Origin of the sequence: Streptomyces sp. NPDC051662 (assembly GCF_040681655.1) — a bacterium.
GTDB lineage: Bacteria > Actinomycetota > Actinomycetes > Streptomycetales > Streptomycetaceae > Streptomyces.
In genome coordinates this window covers 514,079-529,436 of sequence record NZ_JBFAZD010000001.1, presented here as the reverse complement: position 1 = coordinate 529,436, position 15,358 = coordinate 514,079, and the positions used below count along the sequence as shown (strand labels likewise).

General features: G+C 70.3%; 14 protein-coding genes. 8 read left to right on the top strand and 6 right to left on the bottom strand.

Annotation, left to right across the window (positions count from 1 at the left end):
* Positions 1-99: 99 nt before the first annotated feature.
* Positions 100-2,220: a glycogen debranching protein GlgX gene (glgX, locus tag AB0M67_RS02285; RefSeq protein WP_365741667.1), complete on the bottom strand. Its 2,121-nt coding sequence runs from the start codon at positions 2,218-2,220 to the stop codon at positions 100-102.
* Between the two features lie 440 nt (positions 2,221-2,660).
* On the opposite strand from glgX, the gene AB0M67_RS02280 reads away from it, so the two are divergent.
* Entirely contained in the window at positions 2,661-3,893 is a 1,233-nt protein-coding gene (locus AB0M67_RS02280; RefSeq protein WP_365741665.1) for an SAV2148 family HEPN domain-containing protein, read from the top strand.
* A gap of 143 nt (positions 3,894-4,036) precedes the next feature.
* Complete coding sequence (locus tag AB0M67_RS02275; RefSeq protein ID WP_365741663.1) at positions 4,037-4,756, top strand: 3'-5' exonuclease; 720 nt, start codon at positions 4,037-4,039, stop codon at positions 4,754-4,756.
* A gap of 97 nt (positions 4,757-4,853) precedes the next feature.
* Here the strand turns inward: AB0M67_RS02275 and AB0M67_RS02270 are convergent, their stop codons facing one another.
* Positions 4,854-6,485, bottom strand: a complete 1,632-nt coding sequence (locus tag AB0M67_RS02270; protein ID WP_365741661.1) for a putative glycoside hydrolase — start codon at positions 6,483-6,485, stop codon at positions 4,854-4,856.
* Between the two features lie 201 nt (positions 6,486-6,686).
* On the opposite strand from AB0M67_RS02270, the gene AB0M67_RS02265 reads away from it, so the two are divergent.
* Positions 6,687-7,691: a polysaccharide deacetylase family protein gene (locus tag AB0M67_RS02265; protein WP_365741660.1), complete on the top strand. Its 1,005-nt coding sequence runs from the start codon at positions 6,687-6,689 to the stop codon at positions 7,689-7,691.
* Between the two features lie 88 nt (positions 7,692-7,779).
* Here the strand turns inward: AB0M67_RS02265 and AB0M67_RS02260 are convergent, their stop codons facing one another.
* A complete protein-coding gene (locus tag AB0M67_RS02260) occupies positions 7,780-8,268 on the bottom strand; it encodes a hypothetical protein (protein ID WP_365741658.1) in 489 nt (162 codons plus the stop codon).
* 116 nt (positions 8,269-8,384) lie between these two features.
* Here AB0M67_RS02260 and AB0M67_RS02255 point away from each other — a divergent pair, with 116 nt between their 5' ends.
* Positions 8,385-9,002 carry a GNAT family N-acetyltransferase gene (locus tag AB0M67_RS02255; RefSeq protein WP_365741656.1) on the top strand — a complete coding sequence of 206 codons (618 nt, stop codon included), beginning with the start codon at positions 8,385-8,387 and terminating at the stop codon, positions 9,000-9,002.
* Positions 9,003-9,029: 27 nt separating this feature from the next.
* Here AB0M67_RS02255 and AB0M67_RS02250 read toward each other — a convergent pair whose 3' ends face one another.
* Complete coding sequence (locus AB0M67_RS02250; protein WP_365741654.1) at positions 9,030-9,902, bottom strand: aminoglycoside phosphotransferase family protein; 873 nt, start codon at positions 9,900-9,902, stop codon at positions 9,030-9,032.
* A gap of 163 nt (positions 9,903-10,065) precedes the next feature.
* On the opposite strand from AB0M67_RS02250, the gene mgt reads away from it, so the two are divergent.
* From mgt to AB0M67_RS02230, 4 genes are all read left to right on the top strand, one after another.
* Positions 10,066-11,277 (top strand): macrolide-inactivating glycosyltransferase, encoded by a 1,212-nt coding sequence (gene mgt, locus AB0M67_RS02245; RefSeq protein WP_365741652.1) that lies wholly within the window; start codon positions 10,066-10,068, stop codon positions 11,275-11,277.
* A gap of 439 nt (positions 11,278-11,716) precedes the next feature.
* Entirely contained in the window at positions 11,717-12,925 is a 1,209-nt protein-coding gene (locus AB0M67_RS02240; RefSeq protein WP_365741650.1) for a S8 family peptidase, read from the top strand.
* Positions 12,926-13,103: 178 nt separating this feature from the next.
* The gene (locus tag AB0M67_RS02235) at positions 13,104-13,652 is read left to right on the top strand and encodes a DUF1697 domain-containing protein (RefSeq protein WP_365741648.1); all 549 of its coding nucleotides are present in this window, start codon (positions 13,104-13,106) and stop codon (positions 13,650-13,652) included.
* Positions 13,645-14,007 (top strand): nuclear transport factor 2 family protein, encoded by a 363-nt coding sequence (locus AB0M67_RS02230; protein ID WP_365741646.1) that lies wholly within the window; start codon positions 13,645-13,647, stop codon positions 14,005-14,007. The genes AB0M67_RS02235 and AB0M67_RS02230 overlap by 8 nt, the downstream gene beginning before the upstream one ends.
* A gap of 150 nt (positions 14,008-14,157) precedes the next feature.
* Here AB0M67_RS02230 and AB0M67_RS02225 read toward each other — a convergent pair whose 3' ends face one another.
* Positions 14,158-14,403 carry a dsRBD fold-containing protein gene (locus AB0M67_RS02225; RefSeq protein WP_365741644.1) on the bottom strand — a complete coding sequence of 82 codons (246 nt, stop codon included), beginning with the start codon at positions 14,401-14,403 and terminating at the stop codon, positions 14,158-14,160.
* 143 nt (positions 14,404-14,546) lie between these two features.
* Positions 14,547-15,356: a sirohydrochlorin chelatase gene (locus tag AB0M67_RS02220; RefSeq protein WP_365741642.1), complete on the bottom strand. Its 810-nt coding sequence runs from the start codon at positions 15,354-15,356 to the stop codon at positions 14,547-14,549.
* Between the last annotated feature and the right edge of the window lie 2 nt (positions 15,357-15,358).

The window sequence follows — 15,358 nt, the reverse complement described above, 5'->3', positions numbered from 1 at the left end:
TGGAACATCACGGGGGCGGCGCGGCAACCGGGTTTCCCGCGAGCGCCGCCCCTCGGTACGGACCCAGGTGCCGGCCGGGACCCACCCGGAGAACGGGTCCTACGCCGGTCGCATCAGCACCGTAAGGCTGCGGCCGATCATCGTGATCCGCTCACCGCCGTCGACCTTCTCGCCCTGCCCGGGAGTCACTCCCTCCGGCCGTGCCGTGTCCACCATGATCCGCCAGTGCTCGCCGTGGTTCACCGGCACCACGAACTCCAGCTTCTCGGCGCTCGCGTTGAACATCAGCAGGAACGAGTCGTCCGAGATCCGCTCACCGCGCGGCCCCGGCTCGGAGATCGCGCCACCGTTCAGAAAGACCGTCATGGCCTTGGCATGCGCGGCCTGCCAGTCCTGCTGGGTCATCTCCTCGCCCTCCGGCGTGAACCACGAGATGTCCGAGAGATCGTCGTGCGTGCCCTCCACCGGGCGCCCGTGGAAGAAGCGCCGGCGCCGGAACACCGGATGGTCGCGCCGCAGCCACACCATCGCCTGGGTGAACTCCAGCATGGTGGTGTCGGTCTCCACGCCCTTCTCCGGCCAGCGGACCCAGGAGACCTCGTTGTCCTGGCAGTACGCGTTGTTGTTGCCGCCCTGCGTACGGGCGAACTCGTCGCCGTGGCTGAGCATCGGGACACCCTGCGAGAGCATCAGCGTCGCGATGAAGTTCCGCATCTGGCGGTTGCGCAGCTCCAGGATCTCCGGGTCGTCGGTGTCGCCCTCCGCCCCGCAGTTCCAGGACCGGTTGTGGCTCTCGCCGTCCCGGTTGGACTCGCCGTTGGCCTCGTTGTGCTTCTCGTTGTACGAGACGAGATCGTGCAAGGTGAAACCGTCGTGACAGGTGGTGAAGTTGATGGAGGCCAGTGGCCGGCGTCCGTCGTCCTGGTAGAGATCGGACGAGCCGGTCAGCCGGGACGCGAACTCCGCCAGCGTCCTGGGCTCACCCCGCCACAGGTCCCGTACGGTGTCGCGGTACTTGCCGTTCCACTCCGTCCACAGCGGCGGGAAGTTCCCCACCTGGTAGCCGCCCTCGCCCACGTCCCACGGCTCGGCGATCAGCTTCACCTGGCTGACCACCGGGTCCTGCTGGACGAGGTCGAAGAACGACGAGAGCCGGTCCACCTCGTGGAACTGACGGGCCAGCGTCGCCGCGAGGTCGAAGCGGAAGCCGTCGACATGCATCTCGGTCACCCAGTACCGCAGCGAGTCCATGATCAGCTGGAGTACGTGCGGGCTCCGCATCAGCAGGGAGTTCCCGGTCCCCGTGGTGTCCGTGTAGTAGCGGGGATTGTCGGCGAGCCGGTAGTACTGCGCGTTGTCGAGACCGCGGAAGGAGAGCGTCGGGCCGAGGTGGTTGCCCTCCGCCGTGTGGTTGTAGACGACATCGAGGATGACCTCGATCCCGGCGCGGTGCAGCGCCCGTACGGCCTGTTTGAACTCCAGGACCTGTTCGCCCCGGTCGCCCCAGGACGCGTACGCGTTGTGCGGGGCGAAGAAGCCGATGGTGTTGTAGCCCCAGTAATTGCCCAGACCGGCGTCGACCAGCCGGTGGTCGTTGACGAACTGATGCACCGGCATCAGCTCCAGCGCGGTCACGCCCAGCTCCGTCAGATGTTCGATCACCGCCGGATGGGCGAGTCCGGCGTAGGTGCCGCGCAGCTCCTCGGGCAGCTCCGGATGGAGCATGGTCAGGCCCTTCACATGGGCCTCGTAGAGCACCGTACGGTGATAGTCCGTACGGGGCAGCCGGTCGTCGCCCCAGTCGAAGTACGGGTTGACGACGACGGAGGACATCGTGTGGGGGGCCGAGTCCATGTCATTGCGCGAGTCCGGCTTGCCGAAGTGGTAGCCGTACACCGACTCACCCCAGTCGATACTGCCGCTGATCGCACGCGCGTACGGATCGAGAAGCAGCTTGGCGGAGTTGCAGCGGTGTCCGCGCTCCGGCTCATAGGGGCCATGGACCCGGAAGCCATAGCGCTGACCGGGCATGATGCCCGGCAGATAGGCGTGCCGTACGAAGGCGTCCGTCTCGCGCAGCTCCACCGCCGTTTCTGAACCGTCGTCGTGCAGCAGGCACAACTCGATTCGGCTGGCGGCCTCTGAGTAGACCGCGAAGTTGGTGCCGGCGCCGTCGTACGTGGCGCCGAGGGGATACGTCTGTCCCGGCCAGACCTGCATAGATAAGACTCTTCCATTTCTGATCCGGGTGCTGCGGGGCTCTTGAGAGGCCGCGTGCCTGGGCGGGGCGGTCTCTGAGCCAGATCTTCCCCGAAAGAAGGGCAACCACCTAGGAACCCGATGGGTTCTTGCCTCTTCTTGCCGGTTCTCGGCCGGGGCGGCACCAGGGAAGGGGCCCGGCGTCAATCTCGCGTGACGGGCCGTCGCCGGGATCGCCACGACGGCCCCCGGAGACCCGCGCGCCCCACGGCGTCCCGGTGGACCGGGGTACGGACCAGGTCCAACCGCTATGAATCGCCTCACTCCGGCTGATCTCGGCGCCAGGAACAAGCCTCACGAATAAGGGAGTTGAGAAAGGAGCCTGTGCATCCTGCTGCACCGCCTCCGGGATGCGGAGTACCCTTCCTTGATCGTTGAAGGGGAGAGAAGGCGGTGCGCGGGTGAGCTCGGGAGGGCTGGAGTTGCCCCCTGGTGACGCAGGTCATACGGGGGAATCCGGCGACATCCCGCCCGGAGCGGTCTCCCTCGCGCGACCGATGGAGATCGGGGCGGAACTGGAGTGGGACGCTGACGCCTGGAGCGAAGTACGTACCCGCGCACAGCGGGCCGGACGCGCCTATATCTGGCTGAATCTCGTGGAACAGCGGCTGCGCGCGGTGGTCGCCGCGGTCCTGCGGCCCATCTACGAGCCCGTGCACGGCGAGGAGTGGGTGGTCGCCGCCGCCGGACCCGCCGGACAGGAGTGGGTGCAGCGCGCCGTCGCCGTACGGGAGGTGTCGCGGCGCAAGGGGTATCTGCTCGACCCGGCCGACGACAACGTCCTGAGCTTTCTCACCCTCCCGCAGCTGCGGGAGCTGATGGTCCAGCACTGGCCCTGCTTCGAGCCCTATTTCGACGACCGCCGGGACGTGGAACTGGCGCTGGACGAACTGGAGGTCGCGCGCAATGTCGTCTCCCGCAACCGCGCGCTCTCCGAGACGGTCCTCGCCCAGGCGGAACGGGCCTCGGCCAGGCTCCTGGAGATCCTGGGCGGTGGCAGCGGGGTGCCCTCCGCGGCGCGGCTCCGGGTCGACGCGGTGGAGGATCTGGTCGGCGACCGGTACGCGGACGTGGTCTCCGTACACCCCGACCGGGTGAGGCTGCAACGGCAGATCCCCGCCGAGGATCTGTTCGGCGGCGCCCGGCGTGTCGACGCCATCGGGATCGGTCTGAACCTGCTCGTACAGAACTTCTCCGGACGGCGGCTGATCCGGCTCGCCGAATCGGGCTGCCGGATACGGCTGGTCTTCCTCAACCCGGCGAGCAGCGCAGTCAAGCGCAGGGAGCGCGAGCTGGGGCTCAAGAAGGGCGAGCTGAGCCGGTCGGTGGAGATGAACATCCTGCATATGCGCCGGGTGCGCTCCAAGCTGCGCGATCCGGGCGCCTTCGAGATCCATGTCTTCGACGAGACCCCTCGCTTCACCGCGTATCTCGTCGACGGGGACGGCTCCGACGGGCTGGCCGTCGTCCAGTCCTATCTGCGCCGGGCCCGGGGCATGGAGGCGCCGGTACTGGTGCTGAGGGGCGGCGGGCGTGAGGTGGTGCGTACGGGGCAGGACTCGGAGCACGGTCTCTTCCAGACCTACCGCGAGGAGTTCGAGGCGGTCTGGGCCGATTCCAGGCCGGTCTCCTGAGCCGGCGCGGGAGCCGGGAGCCGCGGCCGAGGGCCGGCGGCGGGCGTCAGGAGCCGGAGCGCGTGCCACGGCACTGTCAGTGGTGCGTGGCAGGGTGAGTGTCCAACGGGGGAAGCACCACCGCACCATGAGGGAGGGCCACGATGACTTGGCATGGGGAAGCACTGGTCGGATTCGATCTGGAGACCACGGGCACCGAGCCGCTGGAGGCACGGATCGTCACGGCCGCGGTGGTCGAGGTGCGGGGCGGCGAGGTGGTACGGCAGCGGACGTGGCTGGCCGACCCGGGTATCCGGATCCCCGCCCAGGCGTCCGCGGTGCATGGCATCAGCAGTGAACGGGCCGCGGCGGAGGGGCGTCCGGCGCCCGAGGTGGCCGGGGAGATCGCCGGGGTCCTCGGGGAGTACTGGACACGCGGGGTGCCCGTCGTGGCGTACAACGCGCCGTTCGATCTGACGCTGCTCTCCGCCGAGTTGCGCCGGTACGGACTGCCGCCGCTGGCGCCGGTGGGGCCGGTGATCGATCCGTATACGATCGACCGCTCGGTCGACCGTTACCGTCGCGGCAAACGCACGCTGGAGGCGGTCTGCGCGGAGTACGGCGTGGTGCTCGACGCCGCGCACGAGGCGGGCGCGGACGCGCTGGCGGCGGTCCGGGTGGCCACGGCGATAGCGGAGCGGCATGCCTCGGTGGCCGGGCTGACCCCGGCTCTGCTGCATGAGCGTCAGATCGGCTGGTACGCCGAGTGGGCGGCCGACTTCCAGAAGTTCCTGCGGAAGAAGGGCAACGCGGACGCCGTGATCGACGGGGTCTGGCCGCTGCGCGAGCCGGCCACCGAGCCCTCGGCCCGGGCGACGCCCTGACTCACAGAGATCTCCCCCGTACGGTTCCGTACGGGGGAGACCCTTCGCCTGACGATCACACATACGGGACGCCCGCTCCTTGGCACTCGCCCCCTCGTCAGTGCGCGGCGATCTGCTGCAGCGCCGCTCCCTGGTAGCGCGCACCGGCGTTCCAGAGGATGAAGGAGTTCATCTTGTTGGCCGCCGCGGCCTTGATCTGGTCGGCCACCTGAGTCGGCCCGTACTTGCTGCCCATCGAGAAGTCCTGGAGCCACGGGACGATCTCGGTCTGGGTGCCCTTCGCCAGGCGGCGGAAGTCGGCGAGCGAGCGCTGCACGATCGCGTACGGGGCGGTGTCGGGGTTGGCGACACCGTACTCACCCGGCCCCCAGTGGGACGGGTAGACCATCGGTGCGATGTAGTCGGTGACCTTGACCAGGGCGGGGATGTCCTGGGCGATCTCCTTGGGCCGGGTCGCGGCTATACCGAAGACCGAGACGCCGAGGTACTTGCCGTGCGGGCGCATCGCGATCCGGGTGTCGCCGACGAACGAGGTGATGGCCTGCTCGGGCGTCGCGGATCCGATGCCGGGGAAGCGCATCTTCGACAGCGGGCCGTCGGGGCGGCGCACGTAGTCGTAGAGGACGTCGTCGAAGCCGAGCTGAGCCGCTTCGACGGCGAGGTCCTGGTTGTACTTGCGGACCGTGGGGTCGGCGAAGTTGGTGAAGGCGAGGTTTCCGTAGTGACCGCCGCCCGCGTACGCCCCGCCGTCGGGGGTCTGCACGACCTGGTCGCGCTTGCCGGCCTTCCAGGCCGCCGTGGCGAGCTTGGGGTCACGGAAGGCGACGATGCGGCCGATGACCTGGGCGCCGGCGGCGTGGATCTCGGCAATGGCCTTGCGGGCGTCGTAGTAGCCCTTGGCAGCGCCGATCTGACGGGCCAGCGCCACCTGGGAGGCGTACCCGACCTCGCCGTCCTCGTCCTTGATGTCCAGTTCCACGGCGTTGAGCTTGCCGCTGCGGACCAGTGCCATGACGTTGGTGCGCAGGGTCTTGTCGCCCCAGCCGATGGCGGTGATGTGTGCGGCACGGATCATGGGGCGACGGCCCCGGGTCGACACGGCCTTGGCGGTGAGGTTTCCGGCGCGGTCCACAGCGGTGATGTTCACAGAGGGAGTGCCCTTGGGAACCGTGATCTTGAAGGCACCGCCCTTGTCGAGGGGAACCTCCTTGCCGTCGACGCTCACCTTGGCGTCGGTGGAGGCCTTGCCGGTGACGGTCACGGGGTCGTTGGCGTTCTTGATCTCGGGATCGGCCACCGTCAGATCGGGAGCGGTGGTATCCACGGTGAAGCCCACGACCTCGCGGTACGAGGCGAAGGGGAGACTGCTCTCGCCCTCCACCACCAGGGTGTGCTTGCCCTCGGTCAGGCGCGGGAGGCCGAGTTTCAGCCGGGCGCCCTCAGCGGTGATGGGGACCACCGTGCCATCGAGGGTGGCGCGCACCTTGTCCTTGCTGCCGGCTTCCCCGGCGTCGAGGTAGGCGCTCACCTGTGCGGCCTTGCGTCCGTCGAGGACGGCGCCATCGCTGAGACCCTGCACGCCCGGTCCCGGCGCGAGGAAGGTCCAGGCCCCGACGCCGGCTCCGGCCAGTGCGAGCGCCACGGCCGTCGCTATCAGGGCGCGTCGGCGGGCCGGACGGTGGGGACGGTAGGAGGAGGGAGAACGGGATATGTGTGTCGTGGCCATCATGACGCCCTTCGTGCTGTGGCCGGAGGTGGTTCCTCCATTGCTTGCCGCACCGGCGTGTCGGCGCTCCTGTTCTGACGGGATTTCACACGAACGGCCGCGTTCGGCTCCGGCGTGGTGACTGCGCCATCCAGGGGACGGTGCGGTACGGGGGCTCCCGCCGCCGGTAGGGATGGCGCGACACATTCGCCTTGGAGGTCCCTCATGCGCCACCCGCTCGTCCCGCTCTGCGCCCTGGCGGGCGCCGCCCTGCTCGCCTCGGGCTGTTCCCCGGGGTCGTCATCAGCCGGTGGTCAGTCGGCCGCCTCGGCGGCGATGGCCAGCCCCGTCGTCGCGAAAGCACCGGCGGAGGTGGGTGCCGACGAACTCGGCCAGGTGCCGGTCCTGATGTACCACCAGCTCACCGCCAAGCCGACCAGCGTCTACGACCGTACCCCGGCCGATTTCCGGGCCGAGCTGGAGCGCCTCGCCCGGGAGAAGTACGTGCCGGTCACCGCCCGGGACTTCCAGACGGGCCACATCGACATCCCGGCCGGAACGCACCCGGTGGTCCTCACGTTCGACGACTCGACCAACAGCCAGGTGAGCCTCGACGCGAGCGGCAACCCGACGCGGGACTCGGCCATCGCGATCCTGGCGGAGACGGCGAAGAAGCACCCCGAGTTCAAGCCGGTGGCGACCTTCTTCGTCAACGCGGACGCCTTCTCGGCCACCGGTCCCGCCAAGGCGCTCGCATGGCTGAAGGCTCACGGGTACGAGATCGGCAACCACACCGACCGGCACCCGAACCTGGGCTCCCTGGACCAGGCGGGCGCCGCGCGGGCCATCGCCGGCGGACAGCAGGCGATCGTGAAGGCCGCGCCCGGGACCAAGGTCACGTCCCTCGCCCTGCCCTTCGGTGCCATGCCCAAGCCGCCCGAGGTCGCCGCGAAGGGGACGGGCTACCGCAACGACGGGGTGTACCTCGTGGGCGCCAACCCGTCGGTCTCGCCGTTCACCAAGGACTTCAAACCCGGCGCGATCCCGCGGATCCGCTCGGCGGGCCCCAAGGACCCGGACGCCGAGTTCGGTTCGTCGCGATGGCTGGACAAGCTCGCCGAGGGGAAGAACTGGTACGTCTCGGACGGGGACCCGAACACGATCTCCTTCCCCAGCGCTTCGCAGGACAAGGTGGCGCCGGCCTTCGCGAAGAAGGCCCGGCCGTACTGAGGCGTGTGGTGAGAGTCCCACCGCGTCGTCCAGTGTGCGCACGCCCCCGGCGTCGCGCGCACTGGACGACGTACCTCCTACGTCTGTGTCATCCGTCGGATGCCGGGATCGGCCGCAGCCCGTGGGCGAGGGACCAGTCCCGCGGCGGATAGGTGGCCTGCGGAGCGGCGAGGCAGACATCGATCGCGGTGGCCAGGTCGCCGTCGAAGAAGGCACTGGCGTCGCGGACCAGCTCCAGTGCCCGGACCGTACGCTCACCCAGGGGGCGGGCCATCCGCTCCGTTCCGCTCGGCAGCGTTATCGGCTTGCGCCGGGCCCACTTGGCCGCACTGGCGGCCCTGTCCAGCCCCGCGGTGGCATAACCGATCGCCAGGGCGATCCGCTCGGCGGACTCCACCGCGCCATTGCGCAGCTCGCCGATACCGATCAGCGTCTGCTGCGGACTTCCCGCGGACATGTCCTCGCCCCGCTGCCGCCCGAGCAGCTCGTGCAGCCGCGTGTCCTCCTCGCGCAGCAGCTTCACCGCGTGGTCCATGGCTTGGAGTACCCGGACCAGTTCGCTGACATCAGCAGCCATCGATCGCCCCTTCCGAGGATCTCCCGCACCACGATAGATCCCGGGCTCCGCGCCGGTCCGCTGTTTCCGAACGAGAGGACGCCCCGCCGTTCTTCGAAGATCATCAGGGGTGCAGAATGACCCGTATGCCGATAAAGAACACCCCGAGGGCGGCAACGCTCGACGACGCTCAACCGGTCAGCCGGGCGCTGGCGCGTGCCTTCGGAGATGACCCGATGATGCGCTGGTTCTTCCCCGACGATTCCTCTCGCGAGGCGGTGCTGGGCCGTTACTTCACCACGCTCTTCACCCGGCAGTACGCCCACCACGGCGTGTGCGAGCGCACGGACGCGGGGGCCGCCTTCTGGGTATCGCCGGAGGGCCAGGCGAAGGCCGTGCCTGACGCGGAGACCATCCAGGAACTCCAGAACATCCTCGGCGACCGTGCCCCGCTGTTCCGCGACGCCGTCGAGGCTGCGGCCGAGCACACACCGAAGGAACCTCACTGGTACCTGGCGGTGATCGGCGCCGACCCGGCCGCCCAGGGTCAGGGACACGGGGCCGCCCTGCTGCGCTCGGGTCTGGCCAAGGCCGATACGGAGGGGCTGCCCGCCTATCTGGAGTCCTCCAAGCCGTCCAATCTGCCCGTCTACGAGCACTTCGGATTCGCCGTGCGCGAGGAGGTGCGACTGCCGGGCGGCGGGCCCGTGCTGTGGGCCATGAGGCGCGAGCCCCGTCCCCCGGCCGGCGTCTGAGGATCGTCCGCGGGCCCCGCGGGTCGGTCAGAACGGGTACCAGCGGACCTCGGGATCGTCGTCGCGCAGCGAGGCGACCCGGCGGCGGAACTCGTCCAGGGCCTTGGGGTTGGCCGGCGCGTGCTGGGCCACCCAGGCGCAGCTGGCCGTCTCGCGGGCGCCGCGCAGGACCGGGCAGCCCGGCCATTCGCGTACGTCCCAGCCGTAGACCGCGGTGAAGGTGTCGTACGCCTCGGCGGGCAGACCGTACCGGTCGCGGGAGAGCGCCATGACGACCAGATCGTGTTCCCTGAGGTCCGAGGAGAAGGTCTCCAGATCGACCAGGACGGGGCCGTCCGGGCCGACATGGACATTGCGCGGCAGCGCGTCGCCGTGGATCGGGCCCATGGGGAGCCGGGGGACGAGCGTGGCCGCGGCCTCGGCGAAGCCGTCGCGGCGGCCACGCAGATAATCGGCGTCGGCCGGGTCGATCGCGTCCCCGGCCAGCCGCAGCCAGCGCTCGACGCCACCGAGCAGTTCCCGGCGGGGGAGCGTGAACAGCGACGGGTCCGGGGCGGGCAGGGCGTGCACCTGCCGCAGGAGGGATGCCAGCTCGCCGGGCCCGGCGGGCCGTACGGCGGCCGGCAGCCGGTGCCAGAGCGTCACCGGATGACCTTCCACCGACCGCGCTTCCGGCTCGGCCGCCCGTACGGCCGGAATGCCGGACTCCGCGAGCCAGGACGCGAGAGCTACCTCGCGCCGCGCCCGCTTGAGCAGCTCGGTGTGGTCCGTCGCGTCCCGGCCGACCTTGATGACCAGCCCGGCCGTTCCGAATACCGCGTTCTCTCCCAGGGCCAGCAGTTCCGCGTCGCGCGGCAGCCCCGTCGCGGCCAGGATCTCCCGCGCCCGCGCCTCGTCCATCGATGGCTCACTTACCTCTGGTGGTCGCACCTGTTGGTGGCTCCTGTCGGGCAAAGTCTCGCATCCGTGCCGGTACGCCCGGCGGGCCGAGGGGGCGCGGTGGAGGCGGCCTCACGTCGGTATTGAGTTGCACGAGACGTCTCGTCTCGCCTACGGTCGGGCCATGACCGCATCGAAGCGTGCCCATATCGCCATGTTCTGCATCGCCGCCCACGGGCATGTGAACCCGAGCCTGGAGGTCATCCGGGAGCTGGTCGCCCGGGGCCATCGCGTCAGTTACGCGATCCCCGCCTCCTTCGCCGCGAAGGTCGCGGCCACCGGCGCCGATCCGGTGATCTACACCTCCGTACTGCCCGGCCCCGACGACGATCCCGAAGCCTGGGGCACGGAGCTGATCGACAATCTGGAGCCGTTCCTCGACGACGCCATCCAGGCGCTGCCCCAACTGGCCGAGGCGTTCGAGGACGACCGCCCCGATCTGGTACTCGGCGACACCACGGCCTATGAGGCGCCCCTGCTCGCGCACCGCTGGGGCGTTCCGTACCTCCAGTTCTCGACGCACGCCGTCGCCTGGGAGGGATACGAGAAGGATGTCGCCGAACCGATGCTCGCGGAACTCAACGCCTCCGAACGCGGCAGGGCGTACCGCGCGCGGTTCCAGGAGTGGCTGGACGAGCACGACATGGACCACACCGACCCGGACCGGCTGGTCGCCAGGCCGGCCCGTTCCCTCGTACTGATCCCCAAGGTGCTCCAGTACAAGGCCGAATCCGTGGACAAGTCCGTGTTCACCTTCGTCGGTGCCTGTCAGGGGGACCGCGCGGAACAGGGGGAGTGGCGGCGGCCCGCCGGGGCGGAGCGGGTGCTGCTGGTCTCGCTCGGTTCGGCCTTCACCAAGCAGCCCGCCTTCTACCGGGCGTGTGTCGAGGCGTTCGGGGATCTGCCGGGCTGGCATGTCGTCCTGCAGATCGGCGCGTATGTCGACGAGGCCGAGTTGGGCGACGTACCGGCCAATGTGGAGGTGCACCACTGGGTGCCGCAGCTCGCCGTACTCAAGCAGGCCGACGCGTTCATCACCCACGCGGGCGCCGGCGGCAGCCAGGAGGGGCTGGCGACGGGCACGCCGATGGTCGCGGTGCCGCAGGCCGTCGACCAGTTCGGCAACGCCGACGCGCTGGTCGCGCTGGGCGTGGCGCGTCGTCTCGACGCGGAGACGGCCACCCCCGAGGCCCTGCGCGCGGCGGTTCTCGCCCTGGCCTCGGACGCCGAAGTGGCCGAGCGGCTCGGGGAGATCGCGCGCGAGATGGCGGCGGAGGGCGGTACGCGACGGGCGGCGGAGCTGATCGAGGAGGCCCTGCCGAAGGGCGCGGCCTGAGCGGCGCGTGTGCGGTGCGAACGGCGCGCGCTCACTGAACGGCCCCGCGTTCACTGAACGGCCCCGCGTTCACTGAACCGCGCGCGCTCAATGAACGGCCGCCCCGGTCAACCGGGTCGGGGGTTCGGGCAGCGGCGGGTTCAAGCCGTATCGTCCCGCGCGCCGGCGGTCCGGGAGGGGGGCTCCCTCCTCCCGTGACCGTGGGGACATCTCTCACCAGGAGGATCGAAGCTCCCTTCGCCTGAAGGGGGTTGGCGGCCAGGGCCGACAGCTTTCGGACTGGCCGATTTCCTATGACGGAAAGTTGTTTACCTCGTCACGGCCGCATGAAGGTCTTGATATGAGCGCGTCAATCGGCCAGGGTTTCGCATCAGCCCGCCGGAGATCTTCCGTCCTGCGGGCGATCCCCCCACAGACAGTGACGAGGAGTCCCCTCTTCATGGCTATACAGAAGCGCGCGAGCAGGATCAAGCTCACCGCCGCCCTCACCGCCGTGGCCGCCGCCGCCGGAATCACCGCGTTCACCTCCCCCACAGCGGGCGCGGCTCCGGCACAGGGAGTGGTGTACGGCGCCGACGCCGAGGACGCGGTCGCCGGCAGCTATATCGTGCTGCTGGACCAGCGGACCGCCAGGAAGACCGACAAGAAGGACCTCGCGAAGGAGTACGGAGGTCAGCTGAGGCGCGACTACCGCACGGCCGTCGACGGCTTCTCCGCCAGTGGACTCACCGTGAAGGAGGCCAAGCGCCTCGCGGCCGATCCGGCTGTCGACAAGGTCGTCCAGAACAGGACGTTCACCGTCAGCGCCACCCAGGACAACCCGCCGTCCTGGGGTCTCGACCGGATCGACCAGACCGCGACCGCCGGTGACCACGCCTACACCTACCCGGACAGCGCGGGCGAGGGCGTGACGGCGTATGTCCTCGACACCGGAGTCCGGATCAGCCACCAGGACTTCGAGGGCCGCGCGAGCTACGGCTACGACGCCATCGACGGTGACGACTCCGCCGATGACGGCTACGGCCACGGCACGCATGTGGCCGGCACCATCGCGGGCGCCGCGCACGGCGTCGCCAAGAAGGCCAAGATCGTCTCCGTCCGGGTGCTCGACGACAACGGCTTCGGCACCACCGAGCAGGTCGTGGCCGGAATCGACTGGGTCGCCGCCAACCACCAGGGCCCCTCCGTCGCCAATATGAGCCTCGGCGGCGGCGCCGACCCCGCCCTCGACGAGGCCGTCCGTAACGCCATCGCCTCCGGCGTCACCTTCGGTGTCGCGGCCGGAAACAACGCCGGCGACGCGAGCCTGACCTCACCCGCGCGGGTCGAGGAGGCCATTACGGTCGCCTCGTCCACCGAGGCCGACGCTCAGTCGGGCTTCTCCAACTACGGCTCGTTGGTGGACCTCTACGCGCCGGGCTCCGCCATCACCTCGGACTGGAACGACAGCGACACCGGCGTCAACACCATCTCCGGCACCTCGATGGCGACGCCCCATGTCGTCGGCGCCGCCGCGCTCTATCTCGCCGGTCACCCGGACGCCACCCCGGACCAGGTCGCCACGGCCCTGACCGACGGGGCCGTCCCGGATGCCATCACCAACCCGTCCGCGGGCACGCCGAACAAGCTGCTCAAGATCGTCGAGTAGCGGCACACCCCCGGCGCATCCGTAGGTCCGGCCGGCTCAGCACCTCCGGCGGCCGTCGCGCTCTCCCCCACGGAGTGCGGCGGCCGTCGCGCCCCCCGCCGCACACGTCGCGCGCAGCCCGCCGCGACCCGCTCGCGCCGGGAGCCCCACGCGCGGTCTCCCGTCCTATCGTGTGCTCATGACCACGACGTACGCCGCCCTCCTGCGCGGGATCAATGTGAGCGGCCACAGACGGGTCCCGATGGCCGACCTCCGCGAGCTGCTCTCGGAGCTGGGCCACGGTGATGTCCGTACCTACCTCCAGAGCGGCAACGCCGTCTTCACCAGCGAATCGGATGACGAGAGCGCTCTCGGCGCCGCTCTGGAGCGCGCCATCGAGCAGCGCTTCGGGTTCACCGTCGACTGTCTGGTGCGCGGCGCCCCGTATCTGCGGGCCGTCACCGAGGCCTGCCCCTTCCCGGCGCACACGCTGGAGGGCAGGCAGCTCCATCTCACCTGCTTCTCCGAACCGGTGGGCCCCGAGCGGCTCGCGTCGCTCCAGCCGGCCGCGTACCTCCCCGAGGAATTCCGGCTGGGCGACCGCGCGCTGTATCTCTACGCGCCGGACGGCCTCGGCCGCTCGAAGCTCGCCGCGGCGCTGGCCAGGCCGGGCCTGTTCAAGGGCGTCATCGCCACCAGCCGGAACTGGAACACCGTCCTCAAACTGGTGGAGCTCACCCGTGGCTGACAGAACGTCCGCGATCTCCGCCGCCATCCGGGCCGAACTGCGGCTGCTCGACCGGGCGGTACGGTCCTCGCCCGCCCTTCTCGCGGAGCTTCTCCACCCGGAGTTCAGGGAGTTCGGCGCCTCCGGCCGGGAGTGGAACCGTGCCTCGGTCATCGCCCTGCTCACGGAGGGCGGATCCCCGGCGCCCCCGCCGATCACCACCTCCAAGATGCGGGGGGTGCGGCTCGCGCCCGACGTGGTGCAGCTGACCTACGACAGCGACTCCAACGGCCGCCGGGCGCACCGCAGTTCACTGTGGCGGCTGACCGACGACGGCTGGCTGCTCTTCTTCCACCAGGGCACGCTGTTCGACTAGGTCGGGGACCTGTTCCGGTTCATGAGGGGTGGGGCCCGGCGCGGTGCGGCCGGCCCGTTCGGCGCGCGCCGTCCACCGGCCGGTGGCCGGCCCCCGGCCGCTCCGTCCGCGCCCGCTCACCGCGTGGCGCGGACAGTCGGCCGGGCCTCGTCACCTCTGGGAGGACTCCGCGGGGCCGGCGAGGTCGACGATGTCGTCGGAGGCCACGTCATGCAGCCGGATGGCCAGATCCTCCAGCGCGCGGCTGGCGGCGAGTTCGTCGCCTATCTCGGGTACGGTCCGGTCGATCGGATTGCGCCGTGCCATGCCTCTGCCCGCGATGCGTGAGGTGTCCCGGGTGGTCAGGACGGCATCGGCCTTGGTCTCGTTGCCCTCTTCCGTGATGTGGATTCGCACGGTCCATTCCTTGGATTCCATGGCTATCACCCTTCCGCTCTTCCGAGTCTCCGCACAGATGAGCGCCACGCATAGGGCCGAACGGTACCGCCGGGTATGGGCCGGCCCATGACAGACAGGGACGGCGTGACTCCGTGACGTGGCTACGCGGGGCGGGCCAGCGTGGTGAAGTGTTCCGGGGCCGACGCCCTCTCGTCGTAGCGGCGCAGCAGCAGTCGCGCCAGCTCGGGGGCGGCGCCGAGCACCCCGGCCAGCACCTGCGCGCCGCCCTCCCGGGCGCCGGCCGCGATGCGGTCGGGCAGAAAGCCGGGGGCGATGACGTACGGGGCCACGGCGACCCGTCGGGCGCCCTCCGCGCGCAGTGCCCGCACCGCGTCCTCGGTGCGGGGCAGTGATGCGGAGGCGAACGCGGGCCGCACGGCGCACCAACCGGTGTGCCGCCACTCCCGCGCGATTTCAGCGATCACCGCGATCGCCTCCGGGTCCGAGGAGCCCGCCGCGGCCAGGACGACCCCGGTCGAGCCCTTGTCGGCGGGGGTGAGCCCCGCCTCGTACAGCCGCCGCTCCAGCGCGTCCATCAGCAGCGGCGAGGGACCGAGCACCTCGGCCTGCCGGATCCGCAGCCGCGGGTGGCGCGCCGACGCCTCGCGCAGCACCGCCGGGATGTCGGACGTGGCGTGGAAGGCGCGCGTCAGCAGCAGCGGCAGGGCGATCACGTCCCGTACGTCCTCCAGCGCCAGCCGATCGAGCAGCTGGGGCACGGACGGCGCGTTGAAGTCCAGGAACCCGGTTTCCACGCGCAGCCCCGGCCGCAGCGACCGCAGCCGTCCGGTGAGGGCGTGCACGGTCGCGGCATGCCGGGGGTCGCGGCTGCCGTGGGCGATGACCAGCAGTACGGGAGGGCGCGCGTGGCGCGCGGGCTCTCCGTGGTGCCCGGGATGTCTGTGGTGCATGG

What these genes read in the sequence shown, in the direction of transcription:
- AB0M67_RS02250 (WP_365741654.1), bottom strand. Translation starts at nt 9,902, where the DNA reads ATGGACGAGGCGCGGGCGCGGGAGATCCTGGCCGCGACGGGGCTGCCG.
- AB0M67_RS02240 (WP_365741650.1), top strand. Translation starts at nt 11,717, where the DNA reads ATGGCTATACAGAAGCGCGCGAGCAGGATCAAGCTCACCGCCGCCCTC.
- mgt (WP_365741652.1), top strand. Translation starts at nt 10,066, where the DNA reads ATGACCGCATCGAAGCGTGCCCATATCGCCATGTTCTGCATCGCCGCC.
- AB0M67_RS02260 (WP_365741658.1), bottom strand. Translation starts at nt 8,268, where the DNA reads ATGGCTGCTGATGTCAGCGAACTGGTCCGGGTACTCCAAGCCATGGAC.
- AB0M67_RS02275 (WP_365741663.1), top strand. Translation starts at nt 4,037, where the DNA reads ATGACTTGGCATGGGGAAGCACTGGTCGGATTCGATCTGGAGACCACG.
- AB0M67_RS02220 (WP_365741642.1), bottom strand. Translation starts at nt 15,356, where the DNA reads ATGCACCACAGACATCCCGGGCACCACGGAGAGCCCGCGCGCCACGCG.
- AB0M67_RS02255 (WP_365741656.1), top strand. Translation starts at nt 8,385, where the DNA reads ATGACCCGTATGCCGATAAAGAACACCCCGAGGGCGGCAACGCTCGAC.
- AB0M67_RS02265 (WP_365741660.1), top strand. Translation starts at nt 6,687, where the DNA reads ATGCGCCACCCGCTCGTCCCGCTCTGCGCCCTGGCGGGCGCCGCCCTG.
- glgX (WP_365741667.1), bottom strand. Translation starts at nt 2,220, where the DNA reads ATGCAGGTCTGGCCGGGACAGACGTATCCCCTCGGCGCCACGTACGAC.
- AB0M67_RS02235 (WP_365741648.1), top strand. Translation starts at nt 13,104, where the DNA reads ATGACCACGACGTACGCCGCCCTCCTGCGCGGGATCAATGTGAGCGGC.
- AB0M67_RS02270 (WP_365741661.1), bottom strand. Translation starts at nt 6,485, where the DNA reads ATGATGGCCACGACACACATATCCCGTTCTCCCTCCTCCTACCGTCCC.